At 52.1% G+C, this 17,179-nt stretch carries 15 protein-coding genes, 1 pseudogene and 2 riboswitches (1 of these 18 only partly in view); of the genes and pseudogenes, 12 read left to right on the top strand and 4 right to left on the bottom strand.

What is annotated here, in order from left to right; genetic code table 11:
• The first annotated feature begins 14 nt into the window (after window positions 1-14).
• Both tatA and tatC read left to right on the top strand, forming a co-directional pair.
• A complete protein-coding gene (gene tatA / locus IC803_RS15800; protein ID WP_063166912.1) occupies window positions 15-167 on the top strand; it encodes a twin-arginine translocase TatA/TatE family subunit in 153 nt (50 codons plus the stop codon).
• A gap of 20 nt (window positions 168-187) precedes the next feature.
• Window positions 188-931 carry a twin-arginine translocase subunit TatC gene (gene tatC, locus IC803_RS15795; protein WP_081211355.1) on the top strand — a complete coding sequence of 248 codons (744 nt, stop codon included), beginning with the start codon at window positions 188-190 and terminating at the stop codon, window positions 929-931.
• A gap of 70 nt (window positions 932-1,001) precedes the next feature.
• On the opposite strand, the gene IC803_RS15790 is transcribed toward tatC, so the two are convergent.
• Both IC803_RS15790 and IC803_RS15785 read right to left on the bottom strand, forming a co-directional pair.
• Window positions 1,002-1,181, bottom strand: a complete 180-nt coding sequence (locus IC803_RS15790) for a YdiK family protein (protein WP_081211357.1) — start codon at window positions 1,179-1,181, stop codon at window positions 1,002-1,004.
• Window positions 1,178-1,912 carry a CPBP family intramembrane glutamic endopeptidase gene (locus IC803_RS15785; RefSeq protein ID WP_081211359.1) on the bottom strand — a complete coding sequence of 245 codons (735 nt, stop codon included), beginning with the start codon at window positions 1,910-1,912 and terminating at the stop codon, window positions 1,178-1,180. The genes IC803_RS15790 and IC803_RS15785 overlap by 4 nt, the downstream gene beginning before the upstream one ends.
• 360 nt (window positions 1,913-2,272) lie before the next feature.
• On the opposite strand from IC803_RS15785, the gene groES reads away from it, so the two are divergent.
• The 3 genes and pseudogenes from groES to IC803_RS15770 all read left to right on the top strand — a co-directional run.
• Window positions 2,273-2,557 (top strand): co-chaperone GroES, encoded by a 285-nt coding sequence (gene groES, locus IC803_RS15780; protein ID WP_008882016.1) that lies wholly within the window; start codon window positions 2,273-2,275, stop codon window positions 2,555-2,557.
• Between the two features lie 101 nt (window positions 2,558-2,658).
• Window positions 2,659-4,281, top strand: coding sequence for a chaperonin GroEL (gene groL / locus IC803_RS15775; protein ID WP_081211361.1), 1,623 nt, complete (start codon window positions 2,659-2,661; stop codon window positions 4,279-4,281).
• A gap of 166 nt (window positions 4,282-4,447) precedes the next feature.
• Window positions 4,448-5,517, top strand: a pseudogene (locus IC803_RS15770) (IS1634 family transposase); the annotation flags it as partial.
• A 213-nt stretch (window positions 5,518-5,730) separates the two neighbouring features.
• Here IC803_RS15770 and IC803_RS15765 read toward each other — a convergent pair.
• A complete protein-coding gene (locus IC803_RS15765) occupies window positions 5,731-6,153 on the bottom strand; it encodes a hypothetical protein (protein WP_081211323.1) in 423 nt (140 codons plus the stop codon).
• Between the two features lie 118 nt (window positions 6,154-6,271).
• Between IC803_RS15765 and fumC the strand changes: the two genes are divergently transcribed.
• The gene (fumC, locus tag IC803_RS15760; protein WP_081211325.1) at window positions 6,272-7,642 is read left to right on the top strand and encodes a class II fumarate hydratase; all 1,371 of its coding nucleotides are present in this window, start codon (window positions 6,272-6,274) and stop codon (window positions 7,640-7,642) included.
• Window positions 7,643-7,776: 134 nt separating this feature from the next.
• On the opposite strand, the gene IC803_RS15755 is transcribed toward fumC, so the two are convergent.
• Window positions 7,777-9,000: an Nramp family divalent metal transporter gene (locus tag IC803_RS15755; RefSeq protein ID WP_081211327.1), complete on the bottom strand. Its 1,224-nt coding sequence runs from the start codon at window positions 8,998-9,000 to the stop codon at window positions 7,777-7,779.
• 128 nt (window positions 9,001-9,128) lie between these two features.
• On the opposite strand from IC803_RS15755, the gene IC803_RS15750 reads away from it, so the two are divergent.
• The 6 genes from IC803_RS15750 to IC803_RS15725 all read left to right on the top strand — a co-directional run.
• Entirely contained in the window at window positions 9,129-10,079 is a 951-nt protein-coding gene (locus IC803_RS15750; RefSeq protein ID WP_081211329.1) for an AAA family ATPase, read from the top strand.
• Window positions 10,076-11,242, top strand: coding sequence for a DUF58 domain-containing protein (locus IC803_RS15745; protein ID WP_081211331.1), 1,167 nt, complete (start codon window positions 10,076-10,078; stop codon window positions 11,240-11,242). The genes IC803_RS15750 and IC803_RS15745 overlap by 4 nt, the downstream gene beginning before the upstream one ends.
• Window positions 11,239-13,404, top strand: coding sequence for a transglutaminase TgpA family protein (locus IC803_RS15740; protein WP_081211333.1), 2,166 nt, complete (start codon window positions 11,239-11,241; stop codon window positions 13,402-13,404). The genes IC803_RS15745 and IC803_RS15740 overlap by 4 nt, the downstream gene beginning before the upstream one ends.
• A gap of 41 nt (window positions 13,405-13,445) precedes the next feature.
• A riboswitch (purine riboswitch) is annotated at window positions 13,446-13,547 on the top strand.
• 64 nt (window positions 13,548-13,611) lie between these two features.
• On the top strand, window positions 13,612-15,144 hold the full coding sequence (gene guaA / locus IC803_RS15735) for a glutamine-hydrolyzing GMP synthase (RefSeq protein ID WP_081211339.1): 1,533 nt from the start codon (window positions 13,612-13,614) through the stop codon (window positions 15,142-15,144).
• Between the two features lie 100 nt (window positions 15,145-15,244).
• Window positions 15,245-15,346: riboswitch (purine riboswitch) on the top strand.
• A 91-nt stretch (window positions 15,347-15,437) separates the two neighbouring features.
• Window positions 15,438-16,763 carry an NCS2 family permease gene (locus IC803_RS15730; RefSeq protein ID WP_081211335.1) on the top strand — a complete coding sequence of 442 codons (1,326 nt, stop codon included), beginning with the start codon at window positions 15,438-15,440 and terminating at the stop codon, window positions 16,761-16,763.
• Window positions 16,764-16,908: 145 nt separating this feature from the next.
• Window positions 16,909-17,179, top strand: partial view of a GNAT family N-acetyltransferase gene (locus tag IC803_RS15725; protein WP_081211337.1) — the 5' portion only. It continues 269 nt past the right edge of the window; only the first 271 of its 540 coding nucleotides appear in the window; the start codon lies at window positions 16,909-16,911; its stop codon lies off the right edge, out of view.

Genomic DNA, 17,179 nt, shown 5'->3' with positions numbered 1-17,179 from the left:
GGAGAGAATAGAGCGTGAAATACATTTTGATTGTCCTTGTGATTTTGCTGCTGTTTGGCACGAAAAAATTGCCGGAGTTAGGGCGGTCGTTCGGCCAGTCGTTGCGCGAGTTTAAGGACGCGACGAAAGGGCTGGCCGATGATGAGGAAAACAAAACTGACCGATGACAAGGCAGGATGGGGAAATGATGAACGACAAAGAAATGTCGGTGTATGAACATCTTGGCGAACTGCGGAAGCGGCTGATCATTGTGCTCTTCTTTTTTGCCGCGGCGCTCGTCGCCAGTTTCTTTTTTGTCGATGATGTCATTGTGTATTTACAACAAACCGCTGAGGCAAAAGAGTTGACAATGAACGCCTTCCGCCTCACTGATCCGATTAAAGTATATTTTCAGTTTGCCTTCGTGATTGCCGCTGTGCTGTCTGCTCCGGTATTGCTGTACCAAATTTGGGCGTTTGTCAGCCCGGGGTTGTATGAAAAAGAGCGGAGGGTGACGCTCAGCTACATTCCGGCATCGGTTTTCCTTTTTTTAGCGGGTGTAGGCTTTGCCTACTTTGTCTTGTTTCCGTTCGTCGTCCGGTTTATGAATGAGCTCGCCGATCGGCTTGGCATCCAACAAATGATCGGCATTAACGAATATTTTCAGTTTTTGCTTCAGCTTGTGCTGCCGTTTGGCATCGTGTTTCAGTTGCCGATCGTTGTCCTGTTTTTCACCCGCTTAGGGATCATTACGCCGCAGTTTCTCGTGCGCATCCGCAAATATGCGTATTTGGCGCTGCTGATTTTGGCGGCGTTCATTACACCGCCCGATATGCTCTCGCAGGTGATCGTCATGATTCCGCTCACGCTTTTATATGAAGGGAGCATTTGGGTTGCAAAAGTTGGCTACCGAAAGGCGCAATTAGCGGCGGAGCAAGAAAGCGGCGAGTAAGGACGCGGACAGCGGTGACAGAGCGGTTAGAGCGGCAGCAAACAAAAAACCCTCCCCCAACGGGAGGGTTTCATCGTTTCGGTGTGAACAACAGGCGAAAGGCGGTGCCAAAATCAAAAGCGGCGAGCGCCGCCAAGGCGATCGTCGAGGCGTTCCAAATCGTTTCATGAGCGCTTTCGATCGCCAAATACGTAAACAATACACCTAGGATGAAGTACGGCAGCGAAAACAGCCGAGGGCGGCGCATCATAGCCAAAACCTCCAGACCGCCAGCGGCAGCTCGGCTTGGCGCATCATGTTTTCCAACTCATCAGCCAACAAAAGTTGAACGGCGACAACAAACGTATTCATCGCCACATGGGCGAAAATCGGCACGAAAATGCGGCCGGTTTTCGCATACAAAAAGGCGAATGTCAGCCCCATCGCCGTGTACAAAAGCAAATGCTCAAGCTCCATATGGACGACGGCAAAAAGAAGCGAGCTCACGAGCGCAGCTAGCCAAAAGTTGTATTTTTTATAAAGCGAACCGAAAATGATTTTGCGGAAAATGAGTTCTTCCAAAATCGGGCCGATGACGGAAGTGACGATGACTAAAAGCGGCGTCAGACGGATGATATTAATGATTTGCCTTGTGTTTTCCGAACCTGGTTCGATGCCAAGCAGACGCCATTCGATGTTAGCGGCGATGCTTTGGGCGGCAAGTGCCAAAACGACGCCAAAGATCGCCCACATCCATGACGAAGCGAGGGGCAATCGCCGCATCTCCCATTCATCGCGGTCGCCGCGAAGCAGCCATAAAATGATGACAAAGGCGGCCAGAAAGCTGATGACCGCCCAATACCCGGAAGCGAGCTGCGCCGCCTCCAAGCGGGTTTCTGCCCCTTGGCCGACGCCGAGAGCACGCAGAAGCGGCACACCGATAAAGGCGGACAGCTGCATGGCGATATACGTGATCATGACATACCAGTAATGGCGTTTCAAATCTTCTTACCCCTTTATTCAAATATATCCGTATTGTAGCACATGTTTGGCGAAATGATAAGAAAAGCGCGTCGGCCGAGGTTGGCACGACCGCCACAAAAAAATTGCCCAGCGCTGTTTATTGATTTTAGAAATGTGCAATAATGAAAACGGGTTTCGTACCGGCCGGCCGACCTTGGGATTGACAGCTGTTCAGCTCATTTTATCCTTTCTTCTCGCATTAAAGAAAAACAGTTATTTTTTTGTATTTCCTACTTGCAAAACTGAGAGAAGTTCATTAATATTATAAGTGTGTTAGCACTCAATAATGATGAGTGCTAATAAGAACGGCGAAAACTATCGTTAAGGAGGTTGTTTCCCGTGTTGAAGCCATTAGGCGATCGCATTGTCATTGAAGTCGTAGAAACCGAAGAAAAAACGGCTAGCGGTATCGTGCTGCCGGATACGGCCAAAGAAAAACCGCAAGAAGGCCGCGTTGTGGCTGTCGGTACAGGCCGTGTGCTCGATAACGGCCAACGCGTTGCGCCGGAAGTCGAAGTCGGCGACCGCATCATCTTCTCGAAATATGCCGGCACGGAAGTCAAATACGACGGCAAGGAATACTTAATTTTGCGCGAAAGCGACATTTTAGCCGTCATTGGCTAATGTATGCGTTCATCACATAAACATTCCGAAAACATACTTAACTAGTTTATCATTAACCTATTTGCATGCGGTTTAACCAATTCATAAGGAGGTAACGGGGTATGGCAAAAGAAATTAAGTTCAGCGAAGAAGCGCGCCGTGCGATGTTGCGCGGGGTGGACAAACTCGCAGACGCAGTGAAGGTCACATTAGGTCCGAAAGGTCGCAACGTCGTATTGGAGAAAAAATTCGGTTCTCCGCTCATCACGAACGACGGGGTAACGATCGCGAAAGAAATCGAACTCGAAGACCCGTTTGAAAACATGGGCGCGAAATTGGTCGCTGAAGTCGCCAGCAAAACGAACGACATCGCTGGGGACGGGACGACGACAGCTACCGTATTGGCGCAAGCGATGATCCGTGAAGGATTGAAAAACGTGGCTGCTGGCGCGAACCCGATGGGCATCCGCCGCGGGATTGAAAAAGCGGTAGCGGTTGCAGTAGAAGAGTTAAAAGCCATCTCCAAACCGATCAAAGGAAAAGAATCGATCGCCCAAGTGGCTGCGATCTCGGCTGCTGACGAAGAGGTCGGCCAATTGATCGCTGAAGCGATGGAACGCGTCGGCAACGACGGCGTCATTACGCTGGAAGAGTCGAAAGGTTTCACGACGGAACTCGACGTTGTCGAAGGGATGCAATTCGACCGCGGTTATGTTTCGCCGTACATGATTACGGATACGGAAAAAATGGAAGCCGTTCTTGAAAATCCGTACATCTTAATTACGGACAAAAAAGTGTCGAGCATTCAAGAGCTGTTGCCGGTTCTTGAGCAGGTCGTCCAACATGGCCGTCCGCTCTTGATCATTGCCGAAGATGTCGAAGGCGAAGCGTTGGCAACGCTCGTTGTCAACAAGCTGCGCGGCACGTTCAACGCCGTTGCCGTGAAAGCGCCTGGCTTTGGCGACCGCCGCAAAGCGATGCTCGAAGACATCGCGATTTTAACAGGCGGCGAAGTCATCTCGGAAGAACTTGGCCGTGAACTGAAATCGACGACGATCGCATCGCTTGGCCGTGCGTCAAAAGTTGTTGTGACGAAAGAAACGACAACCATCGTCGAAGGTGCTGGCGATTCTGAACGCATTAAAGCACGCGTCAACCAAATTCGTGCGCAGCTTGAAGAAACGACGTCGGAATTCGACCGCGAAAAACTGCAAGAACGCCTGGCGAAATTGGCTGGCGGCGTAGCAGTGATCAAAGTTGGTGCGGCGACAGAAACCGAGTTGAAAGAACGCAAACTGCGCATCGAAGACGCGCTCAACTCGACTCGTGCGGCGGTTGAAGAAGGCATCGTTGCCGGCGGCGGTACCGCATTGATGAACGTCTATAGCAAAGTTGCAGCCATCCAAGCAGAAGGCGACGAAGCAACAGGCGTGAAAATTGTTCTTCGTGCGATCGAGGAGCCGGTTCGCCAAATTGCACAAAACGCTGGATTGGAAGGCTCGATTATTGTCGAGCGCCTGAAAAACGAAAAAGCAGGCGTCGGCTTCAATGCTGCCACGGGTGAATGGGTAGACATGATCGAAGCAGGTATCGTTGACCCGACGAAAGTCACTCGTTCGGCATTGCAAAACGCTGCTTCGGTCGCTGCGATGGTCTTGACGACCGAAGCGGTTGTCGCCGACAAGCCGGAAGAAAACAAAGGTGGCGGCAACCCGGGCATGCCGGATATGGGCGGCATGATGTAATCAGCGCTTTTAATCCGTTGGAACACTGGGGTTTTCCCCGGTGTTCTTTTTATTTTGACCACGAAAATCGCAACTTTTTGATGAAGCTGCTCATGAGCTCGCTAAATTTCTGTGAAGCTCTTTCTTCCCAATCTTTTGTTAGATGTGCATAAATGTTCATAGTTGCCGAGTACAGAAACAGCTGAAGCAGGCGAAGATCGAAGAGGAATGGATTTATGTGGTCGATTCGGCCTCCATGACGAAAGACACACTGGCGCAAACGAAGGTCGCCAACGCCTTTTTGATCACAAGAGGTCCTTCTTCGCTTCGGATCGTCAAAACCGCGCTGGTCGAAGCGGATGCCCAAGACACGCTGTGGAGCGAGCCATTCTCCTTCGCGGAGAAAAACGGAGCCACCTACGGGGTGTGGGAAACGACATCGACGTATGAGGGGCATCCGGTTCGGTTGATCGTCGTTGAATCCAGCGCGCTCGACCAACGAAAAGGAAAGACGCTCGAAAAAGAGCGAAACCAAGAAGCGGAGCTTCTTCATGAGGAACAAGTCCGTTGGGAGCGTCATCCCTTCTCCTGCCGGGAAGACGTCGAACAAGCCTTGGCGACCCTCAAGGCGTCCCTTCGCCCCCGGTTTCACCGGGTGGAGGCCGTGGTCGAAGCGATCGTGCAACCGAAAAAACGGCGCGGACGACCGAAAAAAGGGGCGGAACCCGAGACAAAGACGCTGTATCTTGTGCGCCTTGACGTCGAATTCGATCAAGATGCGTGGGAACAGGCGAGACGAAAAGCGTCCCGGTTTGTCCTTGTCACGACCGTTCTGAAGGAATGGAAAGGGCAACCGATGGATGCGAAAGAGATCTTGAAGTTGTACAAAGGCCAAATGTCGGTGGAAATGAACTTCTCTTTCTTGAAAGATCCGTTTTTCACGGATGCGATTGACGTCCAAAAACCGGAACGGGTCGCGGGATTGGGCTATTTGTTTCTGTTGGCCTTGGCGATTTACCGCGTCTTTCAGCGCCGGGTGCGTCCGTTCATCACTCCGGAACACCCATTAAAGGGGCGGGAGGACGGAAACGGACCCGACCGACGGGACAAGCGATGTTTCAATTGTTTTGGTACGTCAGGGTCGTCCTGTTGGAACTGCCGGATGGACGAATCAAACGCGCGTTTGGTCAACTGCTCACGTACGAGCAGCGAAGGATTCTGCAAGGATTAGGGATGGACGAGGGGATTTACGTCTGATGGAATAAGGAACAACGAGCGATGGTCAAAAAAGGATTGCCATCGCTCGTTGTGTTGGTCAGAAAGTGATTCTAAAAAAACGAAAGAAAAATCCTTTCTTTCAACCCTGTTAGGGTGCGAAATGTGAGCAACAACATAACAAGAAAAGGAACACCGAGAGTGATCCCGGTGTTCCTTTTCTTGTTGGGGAAAAGAGAAAGGCAAGTTCTCCTTCTATTGAATGTTGATAGGAAACGCATAAATAGCGTCTCCCTCTTTCCAAGCAGCGTGAATGACGTAGATGTACGAGCCTTGTTGTTTCGGCAGCGTGATCGTTCCATTTTGCACCGGCTGCCAGTCGACATCACCGCCGCTCCATACGCCGGCTTCGAGCGTGGATGGGCGGTAGTCAAATTGGATGCGAAGTTTTGTCCCCGAAGCGGCGGTATGGGGCTTGAGTTCTTTGACAAGCAGCGGTGGGGCGGCGGCATCGACGGCGACTCCGCGCCGGCCTGTCGACCACGTATAAGTCCCGAGCCGGTGGTCGACCTTTTCGCCGTTGACGGTCAACGTTAATGTAGGCGGCTTGATATCACCGAATGAACAGCCGGAAAGCCATAGAAACAAAATAAGAAGCAGGGCCCATCGTTTCTTCATTGTCAAGTCATTCCCTTTTTTAAATATAGACGTCTTTTCAGCCGCTTCGTTGCGTTGATCCGCCTGAAAATGGGAATAAAAATGTAATGGAGATGTCGATGCAAAGGAGGACAACGCGATGAACGAACGAATCGAACGCGACTCGCTCGGCGAAGTGCGAGTGCCGGCCGATAAATACTGGGGAGCGCAGACGGAGCGAAGCCGGCAAAACTTCCGGATCGGCAAGGAAACGATGCCGCTGGAACTCATTTATGCCTATGCCGAGCTGAAAAAAGCCGCGGCCATTGTCAATGAGCGAGCCGGGAAGCTGAGTGAAGCGAAAAGACGGGCGATTGTGACCGCGTGCGATGAAATTTTGGCCGGCCGATGGGATGCGCATTTTCCGCTTGTCGTTTGGCAGACGGGAAGCGGGACACAGACGAATATGAACGTCAATGAAGTGGTGGCGAGAAGGGCAAACGAGTTGCTTCGTGACGGCGAGGGACGCATCCACCCGAACGATGACGTCAACATGTCGCAAAGCTCAAATGACACGTTTCCGACGGTGATGCATATCGCTATATACACGAAAATCAAAACGCACCTCCTGCCAGCGCTTGATGGTTTGATCGGGACATTCGCAACCAAAGAACGCCAATATGGAAAGACGATCAAAATCGGGCGCACCCACTTGCAAGATGCGACGCCGCTCACATTCGGACAGGAGATTTCTGGGTGGCGGACGATGCTTGAGAAAAGCAAGATGATGATCATCGAAGCGACCGACAAGCTGCTCGATTTGGCGATCGGCGGCACGGCGGTCGGCACGGGGCTCAATGCGCCGCCAGCGTTTGGCGAACAAGTCGCCAAACAGCTGCACGCTCAAACCGGCTACCCGTTCCGCTCTGCAACCAACAAATTCCACGCGCTGACCAGCCATGATGAGATCGTATACGTCCATGGGGCGTTGAAGGCGCTGGCTGCGGATTTGATGAAAATCGCTAACGATATTCGTTGGCTGGCAAGCGGGCCGCGTTCCGGGCTTGGAGAAATCGCGATTCCGGCGAATGAACCAGGCAGCTCAATTATGCCAGGCAAAGTGAATCCGACGCAAAGTGAAGCGATGACGATGGTGGCCGTGCAAGTGTTTGGCAATGATGCCACAATCGGTTTTGCGGCAAGCCAAGGCAATTTTCAATTAAACGTGTTCAAACCGGTCATTGCTTATAACGCCGTTCAGTCCGTGCAGCTGCTTGGCGATGCGATCCGCTCATTTGATGAGCGATGCGCCCAAGGGCTTGAGGCGAGCGAAACGAAAATGAAAGAGTACGTGGACCGCTCGCTAATGCTTGTGACGGCATTAAGCCCGCATATCGGCTATGACAAAGCCGCGGAAATCGCTAAGCTTGCGCATCGCGAAGGATTGACGCTGAAAGAAGCGGCATTGAAAACCGGGTATGTGACAGCGGAGCAGTACGAAGAATGGGTGAGACTGGAGAAGATGATTTAGTGGCACAAAACGACGGGGAGATCAGACGGGAGCGAATAGGTGGGCCAAAAACGCTCATCCCTTGAATCGGGATGAGCGTTTTCCTGTTGAGACAGCCTTCTGCCGCCAGCTGGCTGCTTTGCATGGGGCAAATATTAAGCAAATAGGCGAATGAGTTCATTCATCGACAAGACGGCAAACAGCGCCAAACATAGGGCGAGCAACGCATTCGACAGCCAATGATTCCGGCCTTCATCCGGAAGCGCTTTTTTGGAGTTGAGCAAGTAAAGCAGCGTGACAGCCAAAAACGGCATAAACAGCGCTCCGAGCGCTCCATAGACAATAATGAGCCCAACCGGTTTGCCGATAAAATGCAAGAGCATCGGCGGGAATGTGAGCCAAAAGACGTAGAAGCGGAACGCTCTCGATTGGTTGAGTGCCTCAGTGCCAACCGGTGTTTTTCGCATGTTGCGAACAAAATCGGCAAACAAATAGGAAACGCCATTCCAAACGCCGATGACGGAGGTAAACGATGCCGACCAAAAGCCAAGCAAAAAGAGCCAACGGGCGGCCGGGTGAAGCTCATCGCCCATAATGGAAGCGAATGAGACGAGCCCTTGTTCGCCGCTGATTGACGTATTCGTTCCGTAAAGAAGTGCGGCCCCTAAAATAAGGAGCGACAATGTAAAAATTGCTGTTACGATATAGGCAACGGCGGAATCATAACGCATCGGCGATACGTAGGAGCGGCCTTTCCAGCCGTTTTCCTGAAGCCAATACCCGTACGACGCCATCGTAATCGAACCGCCGACGCCGCCAATTAACCCGAGAGCATACAAAAGCGAACCTTTTGGTAAATCGGGAACGGCGGTTTGCCAAAGATCGTCCAGCTGCGGCAACACAAGGAGCGCCGAGCCGACCACCGTGACAAACATCAGCCCGACGAGCACGTTCATCACCCGTTCGAACAGCTGAAACCGTCCTGACCAAGTGATGGCAAAACCGGCGAGGCCATGGATGACCGCCCACGCCCAAAGCGGGATCGAGGGGATCATCGCTGACATCGCCAGCGCGCACGATGATGTGCCCGCTGCTCCGTAAACAAATCCCCAAATGATCGCATACACCCCAAAGTAGACGGACGCCCATTTCCCCATCGACTGCCAGCCTTCGAAAATCGTTTTTCCACTTAATAAATGCCAGCGCCCGACTCCTTCATTCAGCACAAATTTGAACACGGCCCCGACGATAATCGCCCACATGAAAACAAGGCCGTAGTTTGTTCCAGCAACAAGAGCAGCGACTAAGTCCCCGGCGCCGACCCCGGTGGCGGCGACGATCAACCCGGGGCCGATCATCGTCCATTTCGATTTTCCCATTTTTCTCCTCCCCTTCGTTGCAAATCGATTCCAAAAGTTGTGTATATTCGATATTATATTAATAGTATAAACTAGATATTGTCTACCGCTAAAAGTCCCATTTATCACCATAAAAGGAGTTTGATGTAATGAACGAACCGTTGCTTTCCACACTCGAACAAGTTGTGCGCAATGTAGAACAAGTCATTGTTGGAAAACGCCAAGTGATTGTGCTCAGTTTAACTGCGCTGTTGGCGAAAGGGCACGTATTGCTTGAAGACGTGCCGGGCGTCGGCAAGACGATGCTCGTGCGCGCGCTGGCGAAATCGTTTCAAGCTGAGTTGAAACGGATTCAATTTACGCCGGATTTGTTGCCGAGCGATGTGATTGGCGTTTCTGTCTATAACCCGAAAGAGCGGCAGTTTGAGTATAAACCTGGACCGATTGTCGCCCATATCGTACTCGCTGACGAAATCAACCGGACGTCGCCGAAAACGCAGTCGGCGCTTCTTGAGGCGATGGAAGAAGGGAGCGTGACGGTCGATGGCGTCACCCGGGCGCTGCCGCAGCCGTTTTTTGTCATGGCGACACAAAACCCGATTGAATATGAAGGAACGTATCCGCTTCCTGAGGCGCAGCTGGATCGGTTTTTGCTGAAGTTGCAGATGGGCTATCCATCGGTTGATGAGGAGATCGAGATGTTAAACCGGTTGGAAAAAACGGAGCCGCTTGCGGAGATCGGTCCGGTGATGACGCTTGATGAATTGCTTGTGCTGCAGCGGAAGGTAGCGGATGTGCATGTGAGCGATACCGTGAAAGAATACATCGTTAGGCTCGTCCAACAAAGCCGTGCGCATGAAGCTGTCTATTTAGGCGTCAGCCCGCGCGGGTCGGCCGCCTTGATGAAAGCGGCGCAGGCATACGCGCTCATCCACGGCCGCGATTTTGTCATCCCTGATGATGTGCAGCAGCTCGCCACCCATGTGCTCGCCCACCGTCTGCTCGTTCGGCCGGAAGCGAAATGGGACAAGCTTGATGAAGCAACGATTGTTGCGCAACTGATCGCCCGCACGCCGGTGCCGGTGCAAGGACGGCGATGAAGATGAAACGGAATGGGCGCCATTGGTTCGCTTTTGCCGGCTTGTTGCTCTTAGCGGCTGTCCTGTTTTCATACGCCATGTTTCAAGGCGGATTTGTCAGTTGGTTTTTGTTTTACAGTTTTTTGCCGCTCGGTTTATATGCGCTCTTGATCGTGATATACCCGCTTCGGGGCGTCGCGGTGAGCCGAACGGTGCCGGTTAGGCGCTATCATGCAGATGAGCCGATTCCCGTTGCCGCTCGCATCGATTTGCCGTGGCCGATTCCGCTAGCGACGCTCGCTGTTATCGAGGAAGAACGGAAGCGCGTGGGCGCGATAGTCGCTTGGCCGTTCCGCCGCCTAACTTGCACATGGCCGCTTCGGTTGCCGCGCGGCCGTCATCAATTGGAAACGGTCATCCTTGAGGTGGGGGATCCATTCGGATGGGTAAACAAAATGGCCTCCTTCCCCGCTCCGTGCACGGTGATCGTCTATCCGCGCTATATCGAATGGCCGTTCGAAGCGGTGCATGAATGGTTTGCTCACGGAAAAGCAGCGCGCCCGATTTCGCTTCACCGCGACATGGCGGTGGCGGCCGGCACCCGCGAGTATGTGCCCGGCGATAAAATGTCGTGGGTGCATTGGAAAGCGTCGGCGCGCAGGCAGGAGCTCATGACAAAAGAGTTTGACGAACAGCGCAATGACGGGTGGATCGTTGTGCTTGACGGCGCCTCATCCCCAGCGTTTGAGGAACTTGTCACGTTGGCCGCTTCTGTATCGAAAGCACTCCTTGATCAAGGGTTACCGGCAGGGCTGCTCTTTGCCGGCAAAAAGCGTTCGTTCTTAGCACCGCGCCGCCATGATGAACAGTGGCAGTCCATTCTTCTCCTGTTGGCGGAAGTAAACGGCGAGGGCAAAGATCCGCTTGTTCGCACGTTGGCGGAAGAAACGAACTGGCGGGCGGCTGCCGGATGCGTTATTTTAACTTCTACGTTATCGATTCCGCTTTTGCAGCAACTGCGCGCACTCGCTTCCAAACGCCATGTTGTGCTGTATATCGTCAGCCGTGAGTGGAGTCATGAGCAGCAGAGCTGGGCCGACGGGCTCCGCCGCAACGGGGTGTATGTATCGCGCATTGACCCACAGATGTTGCAGCCCGTTCAGCAAGGAGGGGGAAACAGATGAAACAGAAGGCGGAGAACATGGTATCCGCCGCGTTGCCGAACGTTTTGGCCGCTTGGCTGCTTACGGAATGGCTTTGGCCGCTTGACACAGTGACGGACACAGCGTATATCGGGACATTCGCGATATTTGTGGTCATTTGTTTTCTCTTTTATGCGCTGCGTGTTCCCGTCTGGCTTTCTGTCCTCGGCAAAATCGGCTTTATATGGTGGGCGCTCTCTGAATGGTTTGACGATCAGTCGATTCCGAACATCGTGCGCGCCTTTTGGGATAGCGGCGCCGCTTGGCTTGTCGGTGACAGGCCATCATCAATGCCGGACGCTGCAGTGCGCACCCTTGCTTTCTTTGTGCTTCTATGGGCGGTTTCATTTGTTTGGCACTGGCTTGTCGTGCGGCGAAACCGGTGGTTTGTTCCTTATGCGCTCACGGTTGGCTATGTTGCCGTGTTGGATACGTTTTTTCCTTACAGCGGAAACAAAGCGGTTGTTCGCCTGGTGGCGCTCGGTTTTTTCGCCTTCGCTTGGCTGCATGGAGAGCGGCTGCGGGCAAAAGGCAGCGCTTTTCATATTGGAAAATGGCGGGCGGCGGCTCTATCTATTCCCGTCATTGCCGTCGCCGCCGGATATATCGGGCCGAAACTGCCGCCGCAATGGCCGGATCCGGTCGCGTTTATTCATAGCTACGCCTCTGATTCCGGAGAGGAGCTTGATACGGAAGGAGTGGCTAGCGTCAAGAAAATCGGCTACGGACAAAATGACTCGCGCCTCGGCGGACCGTTTATCGCCGATGATACGGTGGTGTTCATGGCCAAAGACGGAGGCCGCCATTATTGGCGGGTGGAAACGAAAGATGTTTACACCGGAAAAGGGTGGGAAGTGTTCCAAAGCGAACAAGTGCAATCATTTAAAAACGGAATGTCAATAGAGCATGAATGGTGGAGCGACAAAGTGAACACAACGGAACAGACAGCGGAAATCATCCGCCAAGAGCAGGCGTTCCATCTCGTGTATCCGCTTGGCTTGCAACAGGTGCACACGTCCGACCGCATTGTTTACCGCATGCATATGGCGACAGAAAAAATTTATACGACCGATGTGAATGCGAATGCGCTTCCTGTTCGCCGGTATAAGATCACGTATATGGAGCCGGACTTTCCAATTGAGGCATTGCGGGCCGCGCCCCCAGTCCAAGACGCTGCCTTTCTGAAGCGCTATACGCAGCTGCCGGATACGCTTCCGCGGCGGGTGCGCGATTTGGCGAGGCAAATCACCGAAGGAAAAGAGACGGTATACGATCAAGTGAAAGCCATTGAACAATATTTCCATATGAACGGATATGCGTACGAAACAGCGGATGTTGCCGTTCCAGGCGCCAATCAAGATTATGTCGACCAGTTTTTGTTTGAAACGAAACAAGGGTATTGCGACAACTTTTCCACCTCAATGGTCGTGCTCGTCCGAAGTCTAGGTATTCCCGCGCGTTGGGTGAAAGGCTATACATCAGGGCGGTGGGTCGGAGAGCAAAATGGATCCGAGCTTTATGAAGTGCGAAACAACGACGCGCATTCTTGGGTCGAGGTGTACTTTGAAGGCGTCGGCTGGGTGCCGTTTGAGCCTACACAAGGGTTTGTCAACCCGTATGCCTTTTCGCTTCCTGCTTCCAATGAAGAGCAACAGGCGCCGTCGTTGCAACCGGAACAACAGGAAACGCCGCGCGTGCCGATTGAACAATTGATCGAATCGTCGTCGCCGGAACAAGACCGCCATTGGTGGGAGAAGCTAGCCGACATCTGGTCATGGAAAACAGCGCTGATCGTGTTCGCTATGCTGGCCGCATCGGGTGGAACAATTTATGCGACAAGACGAAAATGGTGGCCGCGCCTTACGCTCCTTCGTTTTCGCCGTCGCCACGTTGACGGGCCGGAATGGCTTGTCCCCGCTTACTTGGCGTTGTTGCGTCAGTTGCACGACTACGGGCTGAGGCGAAAAGAAGATGAAACGTTGCGTCAGTACGCCATTCAAGTGGATCGTTTATTCGAAACCGATGAAATGGAACGGCTGACAAAATGGTATGAACAAGCGGTCTACGCCGCTAACAGCGGTCGGATAGACATCCGTGAGGTACGTCAATTGTGGGAAAATTTAATAAAAAGGACGATCTCTTGACCGCCTGCCGGCAAGTTGATAGAATGAATTCAAATTTGCATACGAACAGAACGAAAGCCTTTCATATATGCGTGGGAATATGGCTCACGTGTCTCTACCGGGCCGCCGTAAACGGCCTGACTATGAAGGCAGAAGATGCTGCTATTCTGCCTTCATCATGTTTATTTGGGCGATGGCAGCGTTTATTTTTTGGACGGGGTGGATAAGATGAACCAAGAAATGATCGTCGTATTGGACTTCGGAAGCCAATATAACCAACTGATTACCCGCCGCATCCGTGAATTTGGCGTCTACAGCGAACTGCACCCGCACACGATTCGTGCAGAGGACATCCGCGCGTTGAACGCCAAAGGGATCATTTTTTCCGGCGGCCCGAACAGTGTATATGATGAACAGGCGTTTACGTGCGACCCGGCAATTTTTGAACTTGGACTGCCGATTTTAGGGATTTGTTACGGGATGCAGCTCATGGCGCACTACTTAGGCGGCAAGGTGGAAAAGGCGTCACACCGTGAATACGGAAAAGCGCTCATCCAAGTGAAAAATGATTCGCTGCTATTTCGCGGGCTGCCGGACGAACAAGTTGTCTGGATGAGCCATGGCGATTTAGTGACAGCCCCGCCGTCCGGTTTTATCGTCGATGCGACAAGTCCTTCGTGCCCGATCGCCGCGATGAGTGATGAACGGCGGAAATGGTACGGGGTGCAATTCCATCCGGAAGTGCGCCATTCCGTCTATGGGAACGATGTATTGAAGCGGTTTGTCTTCGATGTATGTGGCTGCCGCGGCGACTGGACGATGGAAAACTTCATTGACGAGCAAGTGCACCGCATTCGTGAGCGAGTCGGCGGGAAAAAAGTGTTGTGCGCGTTAAGCGGCGGGGTCGATTCATCGGTCGCTGCTGTATTGGTGCATCGCGCCATCGGTGATCAGCTCACATGCATTTTTGTTGACCACGGCCTTCTTCGCAAAGGCGAAGCGGAAAGTGTCATGAAAACGTTCCGCGAGCAGTTCCACATGAACGTTATTAAAGTCGATGCGAAGGAGCGCTTCTTGGCGAAGCTCAAAGGGGTCGCTGACCCGGAACAAAAGCGGAAAATCATCGGCAACGAATTTATTTATGTGTTTGACGATGAAGCGGCTAAGCTTGAGGGCATTGAATTTTTAGTGCAAGGCACGCTTTATACGGACATTATTGAAAGCGGCACGGCAACGGCGCAAACGATCAAATCGCACCATAACGTCGGCGGCTTGCCGGAAGATATGAAATTTGAATTGATCGAGCCGCTCAATACGCTGTTTAAAGATGAAGTGCGCGCACTGGGCACCCAATTAGGAATTCCGGACGAAATTGTCTGGCGTCAGCCATTTCCGGGACCTGGCCTTGGCATCCGCGTCCTTGGCGAGGTGACGGAAGAAAAGTTGGAAATCGTCCGTGAATCGGATGCGATTTTGCGGGAAGAAGTGAAAAAAGCCGGGCTTGACCGTGAAATTTGGCAATACTTCACGGTTCTCCCTGACATCCGCAGCGTCGGGGTGATGGGGGATGCCCGCACGTACGATTATACGGTGGCCATCCGAGCGGTGACATCGATCGATGGGATGACCGCCGATTGGGCCCGCATTCCGTGGGATGTGCTGGAACGCATTTCAACGCGCATCGTGAACGAAGTGCCGCACGTCAACCGCGTCGTCTACGACATTACAAGCAAACCGCCGGCGACGATTGAGTGGGAGTAATTGTTATAAAAAAACGCGAATGAAAGACGAACATTTTTGGTAAAATGTTCGTCTTTTATATTGACAACGGTTGTCCGCGCTGGTACAATAACCGTGGATCGTGAATATTGTCGAATTCCGTCGTATAATCCTGGGGATATGGCTCGGGAGTTTCTACCAAGCTACCGTAAATAGCTTGACTACGGGGGATGTGAAATAGAGAGCTGACGTCCTCTCTATGTTCGTCATTCCTTCTTAGTCAACGCTTCTGGTAGCTACAGAAGCGTTTTTACTTTCTGATAGGGGGGACAGACGTGAGAAAATATTTTCAATTTGACGAGCTCGGTACAAACTACCGGACGGAGATCATCGCCGGGTTGACGACATTTTTGTCGATGGCGTACATTTTGTTCGTCAACCCGTTTACGTTGTCGCTTGGTGCAGTCAAAGATTTTCCGAATGAACTGCGCATTGATCAAGGGGCAGTATTTGTTGCTACCGCTTTGGCGGCGGCGTACGGGTCGATTTTGATGGGGGTGTTGGCCCGCTATCCAATCGCCCTAGCGCCGGGGATGGGATTGAATGCCTTTTTCGCCTTTACGGTCGTCTTGCATATGGGGATTCCGTGGCAAACAGCGCTTGCGGGAGTTTTCGTCTCTGGGGTCATTTTTACGATTTTAACGCTGACGGGCGTCCGGGAAAAAATTATTGATGCCATTCCGGTCGAATTGAAATATGCCGTCGGTTCCGGAATCGGGCTGTTCATTACGTTCATCGGCTTGCAAAACGCCGGCATTATTGTCAATAACGACGCGACGTTAGTCGGGTTGAGTGATTTAAAAGATGGCAATACGCTGCTTGCGATTTTCGGTTTGTTTATCACCGTCGTCTTGATGGTGAAAAAAGTGAACGGCGGCGTTTTTTACGGTATGGTTATTACGGCTGTTGTCGGCATGATCTTCGGTTTAATTGAAGTGCCGAAACAAATTGTCGGCGCGATCCCGGACATTTCACCGACGTTTGGTGTCGCGATTGAACATTTGCCGGACATTTTCTCATGGAAAATGCTCGGTGTTGTCTTGACGTTCTTTATCGTCGACTTTTTCGATGCAACCGGCACGCTCCTGGCGGTTGCCAACCAAGCTGGGTTGTTGAAAAACAATAAGCTGCCGCGCGCCGGCAAAGCGCTGCTCGTTGACGCGACGGCTGTCATGGTCGGAGCGGTGTTTGGCACATCGACGACGACGTCGTACATCGAATCGTCGGCCGGTGTTGCTGCTGGAGGACGCTCGGGTTTTTCGGCGGTCGTGACAGGGATTTTGTTCCTGCTTGCTTTGTTCTTCTCGCCGCTGTTAAGCGTCATTACCGCGCCAGTTACGGCGCCAGCGCTCATCATCGTCGGGGTATTGATGGCCTCATCGATCGGTGAAATCGATTGGAAGAAGTTCGAAGTGGCTGTACCGGCGTTCTTTACATTGATTACGATGCCGCTTTCCTACAGCATCGCCACCGGCATCGCCGTCGGCTTCATCTTCTATCCGATCACGATGATCTTAAAAGGCCGCGGAAAAGAAGTGCATCCATTATTGTATGTGCTGTTTGTTATCTTTATCTGTTATTTTATCTTCTTGCGGGAATAGAAAAAAGAGAAAAGGACTGTTCCTAGGATGAGTTTGACCATCTTGGGAACAGTCTTTTTTGTATCTTATGGATAAATTTTTTCGCATGAGGGGTCGGGTGATCTCAATATGGTATAATGGTAAAAAAGTCGGAGGGGAGTCATTGATGTTTATCCGTTACGTGGAGAAAGACATGTGGTTAAAGTTGTTGACGATGGAAGATGCGAAGCCGCTTTTTGCATTGGTTGATTCGTGCCGCGCGCACCTGCGTCAATGGCTTCCGTGGGTCGATTCCACAAAGACGGTGGAGGATTCGAAAGTGTTTATTTTTCAGGGACTGCAAAGATTTGCGTCTAGCAATGGATTTGAGGCAGGGGTTTTTTATCAAGGGCAATTGGCAGGAGTAATTGGAGTCCATTATATCGACCGGGCCAACA

The organism is Geobacillus sp. 46C-IIa (assembly GCF_014679505.1).
Classification (GTDB): Bacteria; Bacillota; Bacilli; order Bacillales; family Anoxybacillaceae; genus Geobacillus.
Note: the sequence above shows the minus strand (reverse complement) of the source record. Positions and strands in the feature narration are given on the sequence as shown.

Excerpts from the sequence above, each read along its gene's own strand:
- IC803_RS15750 (WP_081211329.1), top strand. The coding sequence starts at position 9,129 with ATGAACGAACCGTTGCTTTCCACACTCGAACAAGTTGTGCGCAATGTA.
- IC803_RS15745 (WP_081211331.1), top strand. The coding sequence starts at position 10,076 with ATGAAGATGAAACGGAATGGGCGCCATTGGTTCGCTTTTGCCGGCTTG.
- IC803_RS15790 (WP_081211357.1), bottom strand. The coding sequence starts at position 1,181 with ATGATGCGCCGCCCTCGGCTGTTTTCGCTGCCGTACTTCATCCTAGGT.
- guaA (WP_081211339.1), top strand. The coding sequence starts at position 13,612 with ATGAACCAAGAAATGATCGTCGTATTGGACTTCGGAAGCCAATATAAC.
- fumC (WP_081211325.1), top strand. The coding sequence starts at position 6,272 with ATGAACGAACGAATCGAACGCGACTCGCTCGGCGAAGTGCGAGTGCCG.
- groL (WP_081211361.1), top strand. The coding sequence starts at position 2,659 with ATGGCAAAAGAAATTAAGTTCAGCGAAGAAGCGCGCCGTGCGATGTTG.
- IC803_RS15740 (WP_081211333.1), top strand. The coding sequence starts at position 11,239 with ATGAAACAGAAGGCGGAGAACATGGTATCCGCCGCGTTGCCGAACGTT.
- IC803_RS15755 (WP_081211327.1), bottom strand. The coding sequence starts at position 9,000 with ATGGGAAAATCGAAATGGACGATGATCGGCCCCGGGTTGATCGTCGCC.
- IC803_RS15765 (WP_081211323.1), bottom strand. The coding sequence starts at position 6,153 with ATGAAGAAACGATGGGCCCTGCTTCTTATTTTGTTTCTATGGCTTTCC.
- tatC (WP_081211355.1), top strand. The coding sequence starts at position 188 with ATGAACGACAAAGAAATGTCGGTGTATGAACATCTTGGCGAACTGCGG.